The organism is Aquimarina brevivitae, assembly GCF_004216895.1.
Taxonomy (GTDB): domain Bacteria; phylum Bacteroidota; class Bacteroidia; order Flavobacteriales; family Flavobacteriaceae; genus Aquimarina; species Aquimarina brevivitae.
In genome coordinates this window covers 835,188-852,084 of the sequence record NZ_SGXE01000001.1, presented here as the reverse complement: position 1 = coordinate 852,084, position 16,897 = coordinate 835,188, and the positions used below count along the sequence as shown (strand labels likewise).

At 36.1% G+C, this 16,897-nt stretch carries 18 protein-coding genes; 3 read left to right on the top strand and 15 right to left on the bottom strand.

Annotated elements, in window-relative coordinates:
- The first annotated feature begins 102 nt into the window (after positions 1 to 102).
- Together recJ and EV197_RS03445 are read left to right on the top strand one after the other, a co-directional pair.
- Positions 103 to 1,791, top strand: a complete 1,689-nt coding sequence (gene recJ / locus EV197_RS03450) for a single-stranded-DNA-specific exonuclease RecJ (protein ID WP_130285335.1) — start codon at positions 103 to 105, stop codon at positions 1,789 to 1,791.
- 56 nt (positions 1,792 to 1,847) lie between these two features.
- Positions 1,848 to 2,198, top strand: coding sequence for a DUF6686 family protein (locus tag EV197_RS03445; RefSeq protein WP_130285334.1), 351 nt, complete (start codon positions 1,848 to 1,850; stop codon positions 2,196 to 2,198).
- Positions 2,199 to 2,292: 94 nt separating this feature from the next.
- Here the strand turns inward: EV197_RS03445 and EV197_RS03440 are convergent, their stop codons facing one another.
- The 10 genes from EV197_RS03440 to pdxA form a co-directional block, all read right to left on the bottom strand.
- Complete coding sequence (locus tag EV197_RS03440) at positions 2,293 to 3,603, bottom strand: amidohydrolase family protein (protein ID WP_130285333.1); 1,311 nt, start codon at positions 3,601 to 3,603, stop codon at positions 2,293 to 2,295.
- Between the two features lie 73 nt (positions 3,604 to 3,676).
- On the bottom strand, positions 3,677 to 4,768 hold the full coding sequence (locus EV197_RS03435; protein ID WP_130285332.1) for a helix-turn-helix domain-containing protein: 1,092 nt from the start codon (positions 4,766 to 4,768) through the stop codon (positions 3,677 to 3,679).
- Between the two features lie 10 nt (positions 4,769 to 4,778).
- Positions 4,779 to 5,237, bottom strand: a complete 459-nt coding sequence (locus tag EV197_RS03430; protein WP_341273009.1) for a GreA/GreB family elongation factor — start codon at positions 5,235 to 5,237, stop codon at positions 4,779 to 4,781.
- Between the two features lie 467 nt (positions 5,238 to 5,704).
- A complete protein-coding gene (locus EV197_RS03425; RefSeq protein ID WP_130285331.1) occupies positions 5,705 to 6,820 on the bottom strand; it encodes an NAD(P)/FAD-dependent oxidoreductase in 1,116 nt (371 codons plus the stop codon).
- 66 nt (positions 6,821 to 6,886) lie between these two features.
- Positions 6,887 to 8,236, bottom strand: coding sequence for an acetyl-CoA carboxylase biotin carboxylase subunit (accC, locus tag EV197_RS03420; protein WP_130285330.1), 1,350 nt, complete (start codon positions 8,234 to 8,236; stop codon positions 6,887 to 6,889).
- 81 nt (positions 8,237 to 8,317) lie between these two features.
- Complete coding sequence (gene accB / locus EV197_RS03415) at positions 8,318 to 8,827, bottom strand: acetyl-CoA carboxylase biotin carboxyl carrier protein (RefSeq protein WP_130285329.1); 510 nt, start codon at positions 8,825 to 8,827, stop codon at positions 8,318 to 8,320.
- Positions 8,828 to 8,859: 32 nt separating this feature from the next.
- Positions 8,860 to 9,858: a beta-ketoacyl-ACP synthase III gene (locus EV197_RS03410; RefSeq protein ID WP_130285328.1), complete on the bottom strand. Its 999-nt coding sequence runs from the start codon at positions 9,856 to 9,858 to the stop codon at positions 8,860 to 8,862.
- 170 nt (positions 9,859 to 10,028) lie between these two features.
- Positions 10,029 to 10,226: a 50S ribosomal protein L32 gene (gene rpmF / locus EV197_RS03405; protein ID WP_024768393.1), complete on the bottom strand. Its 198-nt coding sequence runs from the start codon at positions 10,224 to 10,226 to the stop codon at positions 10,029 to 10,031.
- A gap of 10 nt (positions 10,227 to 10,236) precedes the next feature.
- Positions 10,237 to 10,776, bottom strand: coding sequence for a YceD family protein (locus EV197_RS03400; protein WP_130285327.1), 540 nt, complete (start codon positions 10,774 to 10,776; stop codon positions 10,237 to 10,239).
- Between the two features lie 255 nt (positions 10,777 to 11,031).
- Positions 11,032 to 12,096 (bottom strand): 4-hydroxythreonine-4-phosphate dehydrogenase PdxA, encoded by a 1,065-nt coding sequence (gene pdxA, locus EV197_RS03395; RefSeq protein WP_130285326.1) that lies wholly within the window; start codon positions 12,094 to 12,096, stop codon positions 11,032 to 11,034.
- Positions 12,097 to 12,182: 86 nt separating this feature from the next.
- Between pdxA and EV197_RS03390 the strand changes: the two genes are divergently transcribed.
- A complete protein-coding gene (locus tag EV197_RS03390) occupies positions 12,183 to 12,770 on the top strand; it encodes a riboflavin synthase (protein ID WP_130285325.1) in 588 nt (195 codons plus the stop codon).
- A 13-nt stretch (positions 12,771 to 12,783) separates the two neighbouring features.
- On the opposite strand, the gene EV197_RS16995 is transcribed toward EV197_RS03390, so the two are convergent.
- The 5 genes from EV197_RS16995 to EV197_RS03370 form a co-directional block, all read right to left on the bottom strand.
- Positions 12,784 to 12,939 (bottom strand): hypothetical protein, encoded by a 156-nt coding sequence (locus EV197_RS16995; protein ID WP_165388992.1) that lies wholly within the window; start codon positions 12,937 to 12,939, stop codon positions 12,784 to 12,786.
- Positions 12,940 to 13,066: 127 nt separating this feature from the next.
- Positions 13,067 to 13,510 (bottom strand): hypothetical protein, encoded by a 444-nt coding sequence (locus EV197_RS03385; RefSeq protein WP_130285324.1) that lies wholly within the window; start codon positions 13,508 to 13,510, stop codon positions 13,067 to 13,069.
- 21 nt (positions 13,511 to 13,531) lie between these two features.
- On the bottom strand, positions 13,532 to 14,233 hold the full coding sequence (folE, locus tag EV197_RS03380) for a GTP cyclohydrolase I FolE (protein WP_130285323.1): 702 nt from the start codon (positions 14,231 to 14,233) through the stop codon (positions 13,532 to 13,534).
- 172 nt (positions 14,234 to 14,405) lie between these two features.
- The gene (locus EV197_RS03375) at positions 14,406 to 15,671 is read right to left on the bottom strand and encodes a phosphatidylserine decarboxylase (RefSeq protein ID WP_130285322.1); all 1,266 of its coding nucleotides are present in this window, start codon (positions 15,669 to 15,671) and stop codon (positions 14,406 to 14,408) included.
- Between the two features lie 89 nt (positions 15,672 to 15,760).
- Positions 15,761 to 16,780: a helix-turn-helix transcriptional regulator gene (locus tag EV197_RS03370; protein ID WP_130285321.1), complete on the bottom strand. Its 1,020-nt coding sequence runs from the start codon at positions 16,778 to 16,780 to the stop codon at positions 15,761 to 15,763.
- Positions 16,781 to 16,897: the final 117 nt, after the last annotated feature.

Below are 16,897 nucleotides of genomic sequence, written 5' to 3'. Positions count from 1 at the left end.
ATACTAATTAATTATGTAGTTTGTATGTCAATTTTCATTCAAGTACTGCGATGAGAATTTTATATATTGTCGAATCATTTCCAAAACACTTACATTGCGTATATGCGGTGGACTATAAAACCCAAACCAGATTCCAACAAGGTCAGTGATTTGTCTAAAGCTTTAGGCGTTGATCAAATCATTGCCTCATTATTAGTACAACGTGGTATAGAGACCTTTAAAGAAGCAAAACACTTTTTTAGACCTTCGCTAGACGATCTGTATGATCCTTATTTGATGAAAGATATGGATAAGGCAGTGTCTCGAATTTTAAAAGCGATTAGTGCAGAAGAAAACATCTTAGTGTATGGAGATTATGATGTGGATGGTACCACTTCCGTAGCTTTATTATCCTCTTTTTTAAAAACACTTTCACCACATATAGCTACCTACATACCAGACCGTTATGCAGAGGGGTATGGGGTTTCGTATCAAGGAATAGATTATGCTGACGACAATAACATTTCACTTATCATAGCATTAGACTGCGGAATTAAAGCCGTGGACAAGGTAGCCTATGCCAATGAAAAAAATATTGATTTTATCATCTGCGATCATCACAGACCGGGTGCCATTATCCCAGATGCAGTTGCGGTGTTGGATCCCAAGCAAGAGGATTGTTCTTATCCGTATAAAGAGCTATGCGGATGTGGTGTTGGGTTTAAACTCATTCAAGCCTTAGCGCCACATTTTAAGTTAACTATACAAGACCTGTTGCCTTATCTTGATTTAGTTGCCACAGCTATAGGAGCTGATATTGTTCCGATAACAGATGAAAACAGGGTATTGGCGTATCACGGATTACAGGTAATAAATACCGCGCCAAGAATGGGGTTCAAAGCCATGCTTACCCAGGTAAAAAAAGAATTTTTGACAATCACAGATGTCGTTTTTATCATAGCCCCCAGGATTAATGCTGCAGGTCGAATGAAGCACGGTCAACACGCTGTGGACTTACTTACAGAAACCGACCCCGCTATTGCATTGCAATACGCGTCAGAAATTGAACTTTATAATAGCGATCGAAAAGATGCTGATAAAACCATAACCCAGGAAGCTTTAATACAAATTGAAACGAACAAAGAAACAGATTGTTTTACTACGGTGGTCTATCAAGAAGATTGGCACAAAGGTGTTATAGGAATTGTAGCTTCGCGGTTAACAGAAACCTATTATAGACCCACCTTGGTGTTTACTAAAAGTGGTGATAAACTAGCTGCTTCAGCACGATCCGTAAAGGGATTTGATGTGTATAATGCGCTGGAGGCGTGTGCTGACCATATCCTACAATTTGGTGGGCATAAATATGCAGCTGGCTTGACCTTGACCGAGCAGCAATTTCCGGATTTTAAACAAAAATTTGAAGAAGTGGTATCTTCAACCATTGACAAGGCTTTATTAACACCAGAAGTTACCATAGATATGGTCATAGAACCCTGGCAAATCACTGATAAACTGTATAGAATCCTATCCCAATTTGCCCCGTTTGGTCCAGGCAATATGACTCCTGTTTTTGCTACTGAAAGTGTTAAAGATACCGGCTATGGTAAAGGTGTAGGAGAAGATGGTAAGCATCTAAAATGTAAAATTGAAAAAAATGGAACCGCTATCGATGCCATTGGTTTTAATTTAGGAGCCAAAAGTAATCTTATTCAAAACAACAATCGCTTCAATATCGCGTATACCATAGATGAAAATGTATGGAATGGTCGCAAGAATCTTCAATTGAAATTAAAAGATATAAAAGCTTAGTAATTTTTATTTAGATTTATTCTAAATAATTTTTATTTTTGAGCTAAAATAGTCTGATGAGTACATTTCAAAAAATTTATAGTAACGCAATCGGCATTTCCTTTTTCTGGAATCAACATACTGAAGTCAAGGACAAAGTACAGTTGGTATTTAGAGATACCGGATTTTTATTAACCCTTGCTGAGCTGCAAGAATTTTCTAGTTATTGTGTACAAGTGTTATCCACTACAGGTTGCGAGCATTGTAAACATAGTGACCAGTGTAGAAATTTATTACTAAGAACTCCTTCTTCAAAAATTGATTTGGCTGTAAATAAGCAAGAATTAGTTGACATCCAAGAATTAATCAATCAAACGATTATGGCTGTACAACTAAAAAAATGGTTTTCTTCAATTTGTCCGAATTAAAAACTCCTCTTATTAGAATTAATTGCACTAGCATTACTTGGAGGACCTATATAAAATAGTTACCAAACCAAATTCAAATAAGAGGAGATAATAGTTATCTACTTTTTTCCACCTCATCCAACAAGGCATCTAACCTTGGTCTATCAAACCATTTTCCTTTAAAAAACAATCCTGCAATAGTTTTAGTGTTTTCAATAGCCTCCAAAGGGTTGTTTCTTAGCATAACCAAATCGGCTTTTTTTCCTACTTCTATAGTTCCACTAACAGCGTATTTACCTAAATATCTGGCCGGATTTACGGTAGCAGTTAATAGTGCTTCGTAAGGAGTCAATCCAGCATCGACCATCAGTTGAAGTTCGTGATGTATCGTGAATCCTGGTAAAAACAAACCATAAGTATCACTACCAGCTAATAGATGAACACCTGCTTTATTTAAAATATGAGTAAAATGTTGCTGCCACGCTAATTCCGCTTCTAATCGCTGTAACGATTCAGGCGCCGTAAACCATTTGCTTTTTCGAAACTTTATAGTGTCTGATGTCCAGAAATTGAAATACGCTACAGGCAAATATTTTAACTCTTCTCTTTGCTTATAGCTTTCTAGCTTTTGATCGTCGGCATAATTCATTATCATTTCAAAAACACCTAGGGTTGGAGAAACATATACGCCACTTTGCCGTATTTGTAGAGCAACCTTTTGCAAGTAGTTATCGTCATTTCTTTGGGCTTTGGTGAAGATATTCATAAACTCCTCTATGTGAGCAATATTTTTCATACGCAAAGAATATCGAAGCGGTAATTTGCGTTGGCCGTGCCCTATGACAGGTATTCCTTGGATATCCACTTGTTGCAAAAGATACGAATACAATTGCTGAGGAAGATTATCTGCAAGTTTCAAAAAATCATAACCTCTGTTTTTATGATTGGTAATTATAGAATCGATCTTACTCTTAGTGTCTAAATTTGAAGCCATTAAATACGGTCCTGTAGTATAGTAATGAGGTGCCAAAAAACGACCGGAATTGGCTTTTTCTCTTATATCGATTTGATCATATTGTGGTTCTTCTGCCATATTAACCACGGTGGTGATACCATTAGCTAACATCAACTTACTCTCGCGCTCTATTCCATTTTGCAAGTGGTAATGCGTTTCAGCAAGTCCGGGTATCAAGTAGTTATTATCCCCGTTGATAACTTGATCTACTTTTATTTTTGTTGGATTAGTCGATGGCTCAATGGCTACAATTATACCATCTTCAATAATGATACGTTGCCGCTCTAAGACTTTTTCAGTATGCATCGTAATAATATTCACATTATCGATAGCCACCGTCTGTGCGTAGGAACCAAAAAAAGTAAGTAATAATAATGTAAGGGTTTGAAAAGTTTTAATACATGTGATCATTTGGTGTAGTTTTAATGATTTGCTACAAACCTATGATCATCAGCTATTTTGAAAGTTCGGGAATGTTAGCTTTTTACAAATCCGAACCTCTTTGTTCTTTTTTGTACGCATTAGGTGTATATCCAGTTGCTTTTTTAAACGCCTGAAAAAAAGTAGTTTTTGAACTAAAACCTGCTTCTAAACCAATGGCTACAATACTGTATTGATCAAACTCTGGATTGGTAAGCATGTATTGCACATCTTCAATTCTATACTGGTTGATCAATGAAGTAAAATTATCTTTAGTCTCTGCAGTAATGATTTGTGATACATAACCCGCACTTATTCCTAATCGCTCAGCGAGTGTATCTCTTGTCAAATTTGGGTCTCTATAAAGTTTATCCTCCGACAACAATCGAATTATTTCATTGAAATAGGAATTGCCTTTCTTAGTCTGTTTTTGAGATTCGGATCGATGCAATAATCGGATCTGATATCTATCGTTTGACAACTTGAATTTATATAGTCCTAAATAAGACATCCAACTAATAAACAGGGTTACAAAAACCCAAAGTACTTGTAGTGACATTTTTTGGTTCGTAAAGAAGCGCCCTGCCTCTAAAAAAAGTCCATAAACTATCAAAAATGTCATCCCTGTCCATATCCACCGCAACCATTTTGCAGCATCTCTTTTTACTTTAGAAAAGACTAAGGGTACTGACAACAACATCATTGTTATCGGAAATATTGCCGTTAGTAAACTTATTCCTTTATAAAATGTGGTTACCACTTCTTGTGTCAGGATGGGCAAACTGTAAAGTTTAAAAATATTTTGAAAGGTAATGATACCATTAAGCAAGCTTAAAACAACAAACGGTATAAACAATAATTTGTACCAGGAGCTAGCGATCCAATTTCCTTTAGCACTTTTATAAAAGAACATAAAAAGCGTAACTGGATACAAAAATTGCCAAAGTGGAATGTCCAATAGTGAAATTATCTTAGGATGCTTATTAATATCCCAAAACCAATTATTAAGGCCAATGATTGCAATAATTAAAATTGTAAATCCGAGATACTGGTTCGTGGTCGATCTAAAAAACTTAGAAAATAGAATTAGAAGTGCAAGTACAAAGCTTAGCGTGATTCCCACAATATTGATAATATCTACAAAGCTAAGTGTCATTGGCTACAAATTAAAAAATCTCCTCAATCACTATTTCATTACCATTAAAAACGATACTGTCCTTGACTTTTTTTCCTAAAAGGAGCTTACCCATGGGAGTATTAGGTGCAATCGCATAGTATATTTGGGAATTGCAATCGATCTTACCTACAGATATACTTATAAAATAAGTAGCTGTACTACAGTTAACTATACTACCCAGTCCAACCGTTTGATAGGTTTTAGACGTATCTACTTTATGAAGTGCCTCTTGGAGTTTTTCTATCTCTGCCAGTTGAGTTCCCGCTTTTTCACGTTCTAATTGCAACATTGCTCTACCAGTTTCGTGTTTGTCCCCTGCAGAACTTTTGGTTTCTGAGCTCAAAGACTCCTGTATATCTGCAATAGTCTTTTGTATACGCAACATACGTTGGTCAATATGCTCCTGGCAATAGGTTTTTAGATATGTTTTGATTTCTCTACAGTCCAAAGTATACAGTGCAAAATTAATAGGAAGGTAATGTACTATTTTTAAGCTTTGTTTTGAAGGAAATCGAAAATTTATAACCTGTAATAGGATCAAAAAAAGGAGATGAAAAATCACCTCCTTTTACAAACTCTTCTTTTTAAAAAGAAATTATTTAATATGGTAAAAACATCTACCAAAAATATTACAAGTTCCTGCGCAAGTTGAAAGACAAATTTCATAGTCCGTTCTATCACCTCCATTTACTGTTAGCTTTTCTCGCTTGTTTAGTTTTTTAACCCCTTCTAAATTTAAGATTGATTTGATCATAGTTTTAAGAATTTAAATTAATCATTATCACGAAAAGCATCCGCTTTGGTGCTTTTGTTTGATTTTAAAAATAAACGTCATGAATTAAAATAGCCTAACGGTTTTCCGTGATTTCTTAATTTTAAAACAGAGAAAGATCCTTAAATAAATAGAAAATAGAGTTAATCCAACTGATCGGCCAATTCCTTACCTACCAAACTACCAATGGCTACACCCATACCTCCTAGTCGTACTCCGCAGTACACATTAGCACTTAGCTGTTTTAGTATTGGTCTTTTTTGATCGCCAACACCCATGATACCGCTCCATCTATGTGGTATATTAAAAGAATGATTTGGTAATATCACCTCTTTTAAAATCTCTTCTAACTTATCTTGTATCAATGGGGTTTGCTGCAGTGAAGTTGTTTCTTCTGCTTTAAAATCTAAATTTCTACCGCCTCCGAATAGTATCCTATTTTCGATATTACGAAAGTAGTAATAGCCCTCATCCAAATGAAAGGTTCCTTTGATATGTAAATCTTTGATTGGAGTAGTTATTAACACTTGAGCCCGAGCTGGTTTGGTATCTTTTATACCTAAATTAGCGGCAAAACCATTAGTAGCTATAAACACCTTATCGGATTTAAAATCAAAATGACTGGTCTTTACAGCTACCCCACCCGCAGTATCCTCAATATCGGTAACTTGACAACAATTTAGAATTTTAATATGCTGAGCTTGTGCCTTTTTTAACAACGCTTCCATCATCCGACCTGTATCGATTTGACCTTCAAAACGATTATAAATCGCTTGGTTTTTTACTTTCTTAAAACCAAAAGCATCAGACACTGTCGCAAAAACATCATCCTTAAAAATAGACTGTAGTAAAGCATTGACATAGGGTTGACGCTCCAAACATTTAGCATATAATTCTTCTTCTTTTTCTAAAAAATATTCAAATCCCCCGTGTTGCTGATAGTCTATTGCGTCGTCTCCTAAACTGTGGCGTAGCAATTGAAGCCCTTGTACGCGTTTAGTGACTAAATCGATTACTTCTTGTTCTGTATGTCTCTTAAGGTCATCAAGTATTTCTGAAATACTACCAAAACAAGCAAACCCAGCATTTTTTGTACTTGCGCCATTGGGTAACATTCCTTTTTCCAAAATTAGGATATTAGCCTTAGGATGTTTATTTCTTAATTGCAGCGCACAAGACAATCCGGTTATTCCGCTACCAATGATGGTAAAATCGATATGAGATAGCCAGGATTTATATTCCCAATAACTTAAATTCATGAATTTATCTAGGTATTAAACGACGGAAGTTTATAATAAAAAAGCCTCTTTTCAGAGGCTTTATCATTAATCTTCTGGATCTTCCATTTTGAAGTCCTCCATAAATTTGGTGGTATAATTACCAGAGATATAATCTGGATGGTCCATCAATTGTCTATGGAACGGTACGGTAGTTTTAATACCTTCAATTACAAATTCATCAAGTGCTCGCTTCATCTTGTTAATCGCTTCTTCTCTAGTTTGCGCTGTGGTGATCAACTTCGCAATCATAGAATCATAATTTGGTGGTATAATATACCCACTGTATACGTGCGTATCTACACGAACACCGTGACCTCCTGGCAAATGTAGATTGGTAATTCTACCAGGCGAAGGCCTAAAGTCTTTATAAGGATCCTCTGCATTGATTCGACACTCAATAGAATGCAATTGCGGATAATAATTTTTTCCTGAAATAGGCACACCAGCAGCTACAAGAATTTGCTCACGAATCAAATCGTAATCCACAACTTGTTCTGTAATTGGATGCTCTACTTGGATACGAGTGTTCATCTCCATAAAGTAGAAGTTTCGGTGCTTATCCACTAAAAATTCCACCGTTCCGGCTCCTTCATACTTGATATACTCTGCAGCTTTTACTGCAGCTTCACCCATTTTTTCTCTAAGTTCATCAGTCATAAATGGTGAAGGTGTCTCTTCGGTAAGTTTTTGGTGTCTACGCTGTACTGAACAATCTCGCTCAGATAGATGACAAGCAGTACCATTACTATCGCCTACGATTTGAATCTCAATATGGCGTGGCTCTTCAATGAGCTTTTCCATATACATATCATCGTTACCAAAGGCAGCTTTACTTTCTTTTCTGGCCGATTCCCAAGCCGCTTGTAAATCTTCTTCTTTCCAAACCGCGCGCATACCTTTTCCACCACCACCAGCACTAGCTTTAAGCATTACTGGGTAGCCTGTTTCTTTAGCTACTTTTTTACAGGTATCAAAATCAGGAATTATGCCATCACTCCCCGGTACACAAGGTACTCCGGCTTCTTTCATGGTAGCCTTCGCAGTAGCCTTGTCTCCCATTTTTTCAATCATCTCAGGGCTTGCACCGATAAATTTTATCTCGTGCTCCTGACAAATCTTAGAAAATTTAGCATTTTCTGATAAGAATCCATAACCTGGATGTATGGCATCTGCATTAGTGATTTCTGCTGCAGCAATGATATTCGCCATTTTAAGATAAGACTCGGAACTGGGTGCTGGACCTATACATACGGCTTCATCTGCAAAGCGTACGTGTAAACTATCTCTATCAGCGGTAGAATATACGGCGACGGTTTTGATACCCATTTCCTTACAGGTACGAATCACTCGCATCGCTATTTCTCCTCTGTTAGCAATTAGAATTTTTTTAAACATAACTTCTTAAAATTTACAATATCCAAAAAACAACTTTCGGAAAATTAGTTCCGAAACCTGGATTTGAAATTTTGTGATTAATTATGAAGGATCAACTAAAAATAATGGTTGATCAAACTCTACAGGAGAAGAATCATCTACAAGAACTTTTACTACCGTTCCTGATACTTCACTCTCGATCTCATTAAAAAGTTTCATGGCTTCGATAATACAAAGCACATCACCCTCCTTAATTTTATCTCCTACCTCAACAAAAGTTGGCTTATCTGGAGAAGGCTTTCTATAGAAAGTTCCTATGATAGGTGACTTTACAGTTATGTATTTTGAATCATCCTCAGTAGCACTATCAGCTGATTTAGCTGGCGCTGCGGGCTCAGGTGTTGCTGCTGGGGTTGGTGCAGTCTGGGTAGGAACCATTTGCTGTGGCGCAACGTTTCCTCCCACTGGTATTTGCTGTACGATTGTTGTTTCTTTACCTTCGTCTGACCCAGTTTTAATGGTGATTTTAACATCATCCATCTCTAATTTTACTTCGCTGGCTCCAGACTTAGCAACGAATTTAATTAAATTCTGAATTTCCTTTAAATCCATAATATTGCGGTATTGTGTGTGTTTAGTTGTTTCTAAGAATTATAGGCCCATTTTAAATAAATGGCACCCCAGGTAAAACCTCCTCCAAAAGAGGCAAAGATGATATTATCTCCTTTTTTAAGTTGTTTTTCGTAATCACTAAGTAATAATGGTAAGGTTGCTGAAGTTGTATTACCATATCTATGGATATTGATTAAAACTTTATCGTCGTCCTTTAATCCCATCCTATTGGCAGTAGCGTCAATAATTCTTTTGTTTGCTTGATGCGCTACTAACCAATCCACATCATCAGAGGTAAGATCATTACGCTCCATTATCTTGGCACTTGCTTCTGCCATATTAGAAACCGCGTATTTAAATACGGATTTCCCATCTTGTTGCACAAAATGTTGCTTTTTATCTACGGTTTCATGGGACGCTGGTAATATAGACCCTCCAGCTTCAATTTTAAGGAACTCTCGCCCAACGGCATCAGTTCGCAAATATTCATCCTGTAAGCCTAAACCGTCTTCGTTAGGTTCAAATAATACGGCTCCGCCTCCATCTCCAAAAATGATACAGGTTGCACGATCCGTATAATCAATTATAGAAGACATTTTATCTGCTCCTATTAGTAGTACTTTTTTATACCTACCAGATTCTATATATCGCGCTGCTGTAGACATTCCATAAAGAAAGCTAGAGCAAGCTGCTTGTAAATCATATGAAAATGCATTAACCGCTCCTATCTCAGTAGCAGCATAGGCAGCCGAAGCAGCTACAGGCATATCAGGTGTTGCTGTCGCAAAAATCACCATATCAATATCCTTAGGATCCAAGTTCGCTTTTTTAATCAAGTCTTCGGCGGCTTTGATACCTAAAAAAGATGCCCCTTTGCCCTCTTCCTTAAGAATTCTTCTTTCCTTGATACCTGTGCGAGTCGTAATCCACTCGTCGTTTGTATCAACCATTGTTTCAAGAATCTTATTGGTTAATACGTAGTCTGGCACATAAGCGCCTACAGCGGTTATAGCTGCTGTGATTTTACTCATATTGTTGTTTTAGTTCCACGAATGGAGCAAAAAATTGCTTGAAAATTCGTTGAAATTACTAAATTATATACAAATATGGCGCAAAATAATCGGATTTTGACACATATTCAACTAAAAACAAAAAAACTCTCACAAACTGTGAGAGCTCTTCTTAAATTTTAACAGAATACTTAGGCTACTTCTTCCTCAGTATTATCAATTACAATCTGTCCACGATAGTATAATTTACCTTCGTGCCAGTGTGCTCTATGGTATAAATGAGCCTCTCCTGTTGTTGGATCTGTAGCTATTTGAGGTACAGACGCCTTGTAATGTGTTCTTCTTTTATCTCTTCTCGTTTTTGAGATTTTTCTTTTAGGATGTGCCATTGCTTAGCTATTATTTATCGTTTAATAAATTTTTTAATTTATCCCAGCGAGGATCTGTTTCCTCATTCTGGTCATCATTTTTCTTTTCCTTTGGACTGAGTTCTTCTAATTTTTTGAGTATATCTGATTGCAATGTTCCGTCTTTGACTCCTGGATGGATTCGCTTTGATGGAACGGCCAAAACAATTAACTCATAAACGTATTGCGCTACATTTACTTCAAATTCTCCGTGAGGCAGAATCAGCAGATCTTCGTTTTCATCATTAAACTCGTCTCCAAATTTAATCACTAAAAACAATTCACTTTCAATGCTTTGATCGTAGGGTTCATTTGTTTTATCGCAATTGACATTTACTGTACCACTTGCTTTAAACAAAAGCTCCAACATCGTTGCTTTTTTGTTGAATTCAATCACCAAGGATACGTCAGCGGCGTTAAATTCATCATACTCAAAATGTTCAAAGAACGAATTATCAATCGTATACTCAAACTGGTGTATTCCTTGCTTCAGTCCAACAAAGGGTATGGTGTACTCTTTTAGTTGTTTCATTTCTTCTATGCTTCCAGTTGCCCACCGATTTGGTAAAAGGCGGGTGCAAAGATAACAAAAAATAGTTACTAATGCCTATTTGTAATTAAAATTATACCAGAAAGTTAGTGAGGATGAATTTATTACTGCTTTTTAAAGCCATTTCACCGAATCTGCGTAAAGGATTGAAGCGGCATCCCCTGATTTATCAGGGATATAGCAAAAAGCCTGACCCTTTAGTATCACTAAAGGGATACGCCCAAATAAGGTTATTTATTAAGATTCTTCTCGCTTCTGTATTCTTCTGGGTTGTTTCTTTAAAGGATTTTTCGTCAATTTTTTATATTCACTCCTGTTTTTATAAATCTCTAAAGCGGTGAAAACAGCTTCTTCAAAAGAACTGTAATCTGCTTTATTCTGACCTGCAATTTCAAAAGCTGTACCGTGATCTGGCGATGTTCTGATTTTATCCAACCCCGCGGTAAAATTTACGCCTTTACCAAAAGAAAGCGTCTTAAACGGTATCAATCCTTGATCGTGGTAGGAAGCCACAACAGCATCAAAACTTTTGTAAGTATCAGAACCAAAAAAACTATCGGCTGCATAAGGACCATAAACAAGTATGCCGCTTTCGTTAAGTTCTTTAATAGTTGGTTTTAAAACTTCTTCATCCTCTTTGCCAATCACTCCGTTATCTCCACTGTGGGGATTAATCCCCAACACTGCGATTTTGGGTCTTGAAACTCTAAAATCCTGTTTTAAAGTTAAACTAATCGTTTCTATCTTTTGTTTAATTAATTGAGGTGTTATGGTGTTTGCAATATCTTTCAAAGCTACGTGGTCTGTGAGTAAGCCAACCTTGAGCTCATCAGTGACCATAAACATAAGGCTATTGCCCTGTAGCTGCTGATCTAAGTAATCGGTATGACCCGGAAACTTAAAATCATCTGCTTGGATACTGTTTTTATTAATAGGAGCAGTTACCAACACATCAATTTCATCATTCTTTAAAGCTTCAGTCGCGGCTTTAAACGATTTAATAGCATATCCTCCAATCTTGGGGTCTTCATTGCCAAAATTAATATCTACAGGTTCTTTCCAAACATTGAGGACATTAACTTTGCCATCCAGGATCTGAGAAGTTTTATCTATACCGTGAAAGTTAATGCTTAGCTTATAATGTCTTTTTAGAAAAGATAGAATTTTTACCGACGCAAATATCACCGGGGTGCAAAACTCTGTCATGCGACTGTCCTCAAAGGTTTTTAATACAACCTCACTGCCTATTCCATTTAAGTCCCCTATGGAAATCCCTAATCTTAATTTTTCTTCCTTCTTCATTATTTGTGCTACTTAATCAGTATTTTTGATGCCCAGTATAAACCTTAGACGTTAAGATCACAAATTTAATTAAATAATTTGCATTTATGTTTACCGGTATCATAGAAGAACAAGGAAAAATAATTTCACTTATCTCATTGCAAGAAAACCTTGACATTACCGTCGAAGCACAATTTACTGATGAGTTAAAAATCGACCAAAGTGTTTCGCACAATGGTGTTTGTCTTACAGTTGTGGCCATTGATGGTAATCAATATACAGTAACTGCCATAAAAGAGACCCTAGAAAAGACCAATCTCAAACAATTAAAGCAAGGTGATCTGGTCAATCTGGAGCGTGGAATGAAACTCGATGACCGTTTAGATGGACACATCGTTCAGGGTCATGTGGACCAAACTGCAACCTGTACCAAAATCGAAGAAGTGGATGGTAGTTGGTACTTTAGTTTTGCTTATGATCCAGGTTTACATAATATCACTATCGAAAAAGGTTCTATAACAGTCAACGGCGTTAGCTTAACTGTTGTTAATTCTAAAAAAGATGGATTTAGTGTAGCGATTATACCCTATACATACAAGCATACTAACTTTCATACCTTTAAAGTAGGTACGGAAGTGAATTTAGAATTTGATGTGATCGGTAAGTACGTGACCAGGTTAACAGCACTAAAGTAAAGTAGAATTGGCTTTACACCAATTCTACCTCATTAAATTTAAAGAGTGAAACTTTATCTTTTTCAATTTTTAATAGCACTCCGCCTAAATCTGTTAATTCTGAAATAGAAGCAAAGTCTAAAATTTTGCCAAAGTATTGGCTTTTGGCGTCAATCACTTTGTACTGCATAACATTCAGTATTTAGTTTTTTCCCTGTTTAATACGATTGTAACTTCTTTCCCCAAAAAACGTACCAATCGTTAGCATATCATAAATTAAATGTACTACTGATCTGGATAAAATGAAAAAATAATTATTAGCAGTTATTAACAAAAAAGCTGGTATACCCCATGTAAGTCAAGCTATTAACAATACACAGCACTGTCCACAATATCGTTCTTATCCAATTGATTTTTACCAGTTTTATAGCGGAAGCATGGGGCATAATTTTTAAACTTATATTTTTATGTAGCGGTACTGCCTGTAAAAATGTACTCAACCAAATAAGGAAAATTAGCACTAAGTTGATAAGGTTTAGCACGTTATACAATTGGATTAAAAAGTATATAGCGAATACCAATTGCAATGTCATAAGCGGTATGACAACAATGGATATACGTGTCATATATTTACTATGCCATTGTAATAAATCAGCAACGGCATAATACCTAAATGAGGGATAAATAACCAATTGAACCAACCAAGCTAATACCACTAAGCCAAAATCAACAAGCACTCTTAAGAAAAGAAGTGTGGCCATATCAAATCACTTTACAGCCTATTATTCCTTTATATAATTCTGTAATTCCGTAATTTTTTCGGGCGTATTAAATGCGCCACCATAATACGTTGTTACGGTCGAAGAAGTGTCATCTTTTACTCCACGTGATGCAACGCATAAATGTTTGGCATCAATAATAACCGCAATATCTTTTGTCTCTAGAATTTCCTCTAATGCTTTGGCAATCTGATTGGTCAATCTTTCCTGCACTTGAGGTCGCTTAGCATAATACTGTACCATTCGATTTAATTTAGACAATCCTATTACTTTTCCTGAAGAAATGTAAGCTACGTGAGCCTTTCCAATAATAGGGACAAAATGATGTTCGCAATTGGAGTAAAAAGTAATATTCTTCTCCACCAACATTTGGTTGTATTGATACTTATTATCAAATAACGCAATTTTGGGTTTATTCGCTGGATCAAGACCAGAGAAAATTTCTTCTACATACATTTTTGCTACTCTATCTGGTGTTCCTTGCAAGGAATCATCTGAACGATCTAATCCTAAAACATCCATAATCTCACCAAATAGGGATGCAATTCTTTCCTTTTTCTCATCATTAGTAAGTTTAAAAGCGTCGCTCCGCATCGGGGTTTCTAGTGAAGTATATAAATGATCATCTCCTATTTCATTGATCGTAAAATTTTCTAAATGATTACCATTAATTTTTTTTTGAGGCAAAATTTTTTCTTCTATCATAGCTGGGTTTTATTCCAATAATTGTAATTCCTATACCAACTTCATCTATCGTTAGCAAAACAATTATATTGTTTAACAATTTTGAAATAAAATTAAACAAAAAAAGGATTGCAAATCCTTAAGCTTTTATTAAAACTTTAAAAAGCCAGTGCTAGACTGGCTTTTATATAACCTACTTAGTGGTGCAGACACCCACTTTTGTTCCATAGTTGTGATGTATAGGTTTCTTATTTAATTGCAGATTGATACCCTCTTGAAATAGCATAATAATATCGGAACCACCAAACAAGAAGTAACCAAATTCATCTCCTTTCAATAATTCAGTATGCTGTTGCGCTATCATATTCACAGAAGAAACCTGGCACATACCTACAGGTATTATTGCTACTTTACCAATATCTCCTGAAGGCGAGTTCTTGGTATCTATGACTACAATACCGCGAGCCTGATAAAACTCGTAGCCATCTTCTGCTCCATCGGGCGCATCAAACTGTTGATCTGTAATGTCTACGTTTAGGTATGTTTTTCCACGTACCGCTCTACATTCTAATACTTCTCCGGCTACCGGAGTGTGGAACCTGTGATAATCATAGGGACCTAAGAAGTAGTGTACAAAAGTACCGTTAGCAAAATCATCTTTATATGGGCTATTATCCAATAACTGTTCAATACTACCGTAACTATGCGTTTGTTTTATGGTAATTTGTTTAATCTCAGAATTGGCATCAATAGGATAGGTAGCTTTATATGTACAGTCTGCTGGAGCGGTAATTATGGTATTATCATTAGGCACGTTGATAGGACGCAATCCTGGATTTAATTCTCTGGCAAAAAATTGATTAAAGGTCAACCAACCACTTGGAGCATTTGGCCGTTTTTTACCAGTATACGAATCGGTAATCATTGAGTCTTCAACATTGTATTGTGGAGAGTTTTTTATAAATGATTCTAAAATTTTGTCATTAAATGAGGCTGGAGTATCTAAAAAGCTACCCCACAAATTAGCGTAGACCACTAACCATTTACTAAACCACGGACTATTTTGCACCTCAACTTGTAGCTTACTACCAGTATCCGAAACTTCTTGGTCGATTAGCCAATAAAAATGACATAACCGATCATATACTTCCTGGTTTTGATCGTAATGACCAGGTCTTTTCCACGCTTCGGATCCACTTTGGTTGGGTGTCCATCGGGCGAACCAGGTTAAATATTCTAAATATTCTTCGTTATTCATCGGCCATTGCAATGCTTGAAACAGCGCTGAATCCAGTGTCTTGGCAGCAATTATCTTTGCTTGAACAATGGATTTATTAAGCAATGTACTTAAGTGTTTGTCTTGTTGAAGTTTGTGTCGCAACACTTCTACGGCGTCATAAGATGTAGTTACCTGTTCTAAATCTGTAAAGTTTTTAACTGTTTTTGCGGAAGTTTCCATGTGAATATTAGGTTTAAGAGATTTCTTCTCTAAGGTAACTGAATATCTACAGAACAGCAACCCGTATTTATACCTAAATAACTGTAAATCTATCTGTTGTACTTCGCTATAGCTCTCAATAATTTTTTTCGAATACGCTTGCGCAACGCAGCTGGTTGTTGAACTTCAATAGCATCCCCAAAACCTAGTATTAGACGTTCCAATTCATAATTGATATGTACTTGTAGGGTAACTACAATAGCCCCGTCTTCTCTTGTTTCTAACACACGCTGTGAATGATGAAAAGGTTTTGTAACCACATAGGGGGCATTACTACGGTCAATTTTTAGCTGTACTTCCTGCACCTGATCCTCGGGCAGTACGGTTACTCCAATCGTATTTTTATAATACTCATCCCCATTAAATCCCGTATTGTCATAAGGGATATCCAAATCATAATCGATAGAAACAATTCTATCTAACGCCAAAGTAATAATAGGTTGATTTTTTTTCGTGTTCGGTTTCCCGACTAAGAACCATCGGTTATTAAATTCTTTTAAGATAAACGGATGAAATACAAAATCTGAAGGATTTCTTGCGGTAAAAGACTGGTACTTTAATTTTAAAACGATCTTTTTTAATATGGCTTGATAAAGCGTATCCAGGTGTTCTAACCCTTTTAAATTTTCATTCTTATCCAAATGAATAACAGCGGATTGATGTGTTTTTTCACTATAGACCTTATCTTCTAAACGCTGTATTATACCACCTAACTCCGTAAATAAAGAAAAGTCCTTAAACTGTTTCAACATCTCAACAGTTTCAGACAGCACATTCATATCGTTTTCTGTTAAAGGAATATCCGTGATGGAATATTCAGGATCTGCATAGCGATAATATTTGCGATCATATACTTCTATCGGTGCATTGTAGCCTAATTTATCACTGCGCATCATCTGTATATCTAATTGAACAGTCCGTTTGCTAACATTAATATCTCTACCTTCATAGTCATACAACGCATCAGAACATGCTTCTATCAGGTCCTCAAGGGTCCAATGACGATTGTAATTCTGTAAACACCTATCAATTGTTTTATACCGAATCAGCGCATTTTTATTTTGTGCCATAGTTTAATTGTAAATACCAAAAGAAATGTTCAATTACGCAATTTATTTGCGTAATTAAAAACCCTACCTCATTTTTCTCAATCCATTATATTAGGTCACATTTCAAACCAATAGCTA

Coding starts and splice junctions, on each gene's coding strand:
- EV197_RS03370 (WP_130285321.1), bottom strand. CDS start 16,780: ATGGCACAAAATAAAAATGCGCTGATTCGGTATAAAACAATTGATAGG.
- EV197_RS03400 (WP_130285327.1), bottom strand. CDS start 10,776: ATGAAACAACTAAAAGAGTACACCATACCCTTTGTTGGACTGAAGCAA.
- recJ (WP_130285335.1), top strand. CDS start 103: ATGCGGTGGACTATAAAACCCAAACCAGATTCCAACAAGGTCAGTGAT.
- rpmF (WP_024768393.1), bottom strand. CDS start 10,226: ATGGCACATCCTAAAAGAAAAATCTCAAAAACGAGAAGAGATAAAAGA.
- EV197_RS03425 (WP_130285331.1), bottom strand. CDS start 6,820: ATGAATTTAAGTTATTGGGAATATAAATCCTGGCTATCTCATATCGAT.
- EV197_RS03390 (WP_130285325.1), top strand. CDS start 12,183: ATGTTTACCGGTATCATAGAAGAACAAGGAAAAATAATTTCACTTATC.
- accC (WP_130285330.1), bottom strand. CDS start 8,236: ATGTTTAAAAAAATTCTAATTGCTAACAGAGGAGAAATAGCGATGCGA.
- EV197_RS03440 (WP_130285333.1), bottom strand. CDS start 3,603: ATGATCACATGTATTAAAACTTTTCAAACCCTTACATTATTATTACTT.
- folE (WP_130285323.1), bottom strand. CDS start 14,233: ATGATAGAAGAAAAAATTTTGCCTCAAAAAAAAATTAATGGTAATCAT.
- accB (WP_130285329.1), bottom strand. CDS start 8,827: ATGGATTTAAAGGAAATTCAGAATTTAATTAAATTCGTTGCTAAGTCT.
- EV197_RS03410 (WP_130285328.1), bottom strand. CDS start 9,858: ATGAGTAAAATCACAGCAGCTATAACCGCTGTAGGCGCTTATGTGCCA.
- EV197_RS03385 (WP_130285324.1), bottom strand. CDS start 13,510: ATGGCCACACTTCTTTTCTTAAGAGTGCTTGTTGATTTTGGCTTAGTG.
- EV197_RS03435 (WP_130285332.1), bottom strand. CDS start 4,768: ATGACACTTAGCTTTGTAGATATTATCAATATTGTGGGAATCACGCTA.
- pdxA (WP_130285326.1), bottom strand. CDS start 12,096: ATGAAGAAGGAAGAAAAATTAAGATTAGGGATTTCCATAGGGGACTTA.
- EV197_RS16995 (WP_165388992.1), bottom strand. CDS start 12,939: ATGCAGTACAAAGTGATTGACGCCAAAAGCCAATACTTTGGCAAAATT.
- EV197_RS03445 (WP_130285334.1), top strand. CDS start 1,848: ATGAGTACATTTCAAAAAATTTATAGTAACGCAATCGGCATTTCCTTT.
- EV197_RS03375 (WP_130285322.1), bottom strand. CDS start 15,671: ATGGAAACTTCCGCAAAAACAGTTAAAAACTTTACAGATTTAGAACAG.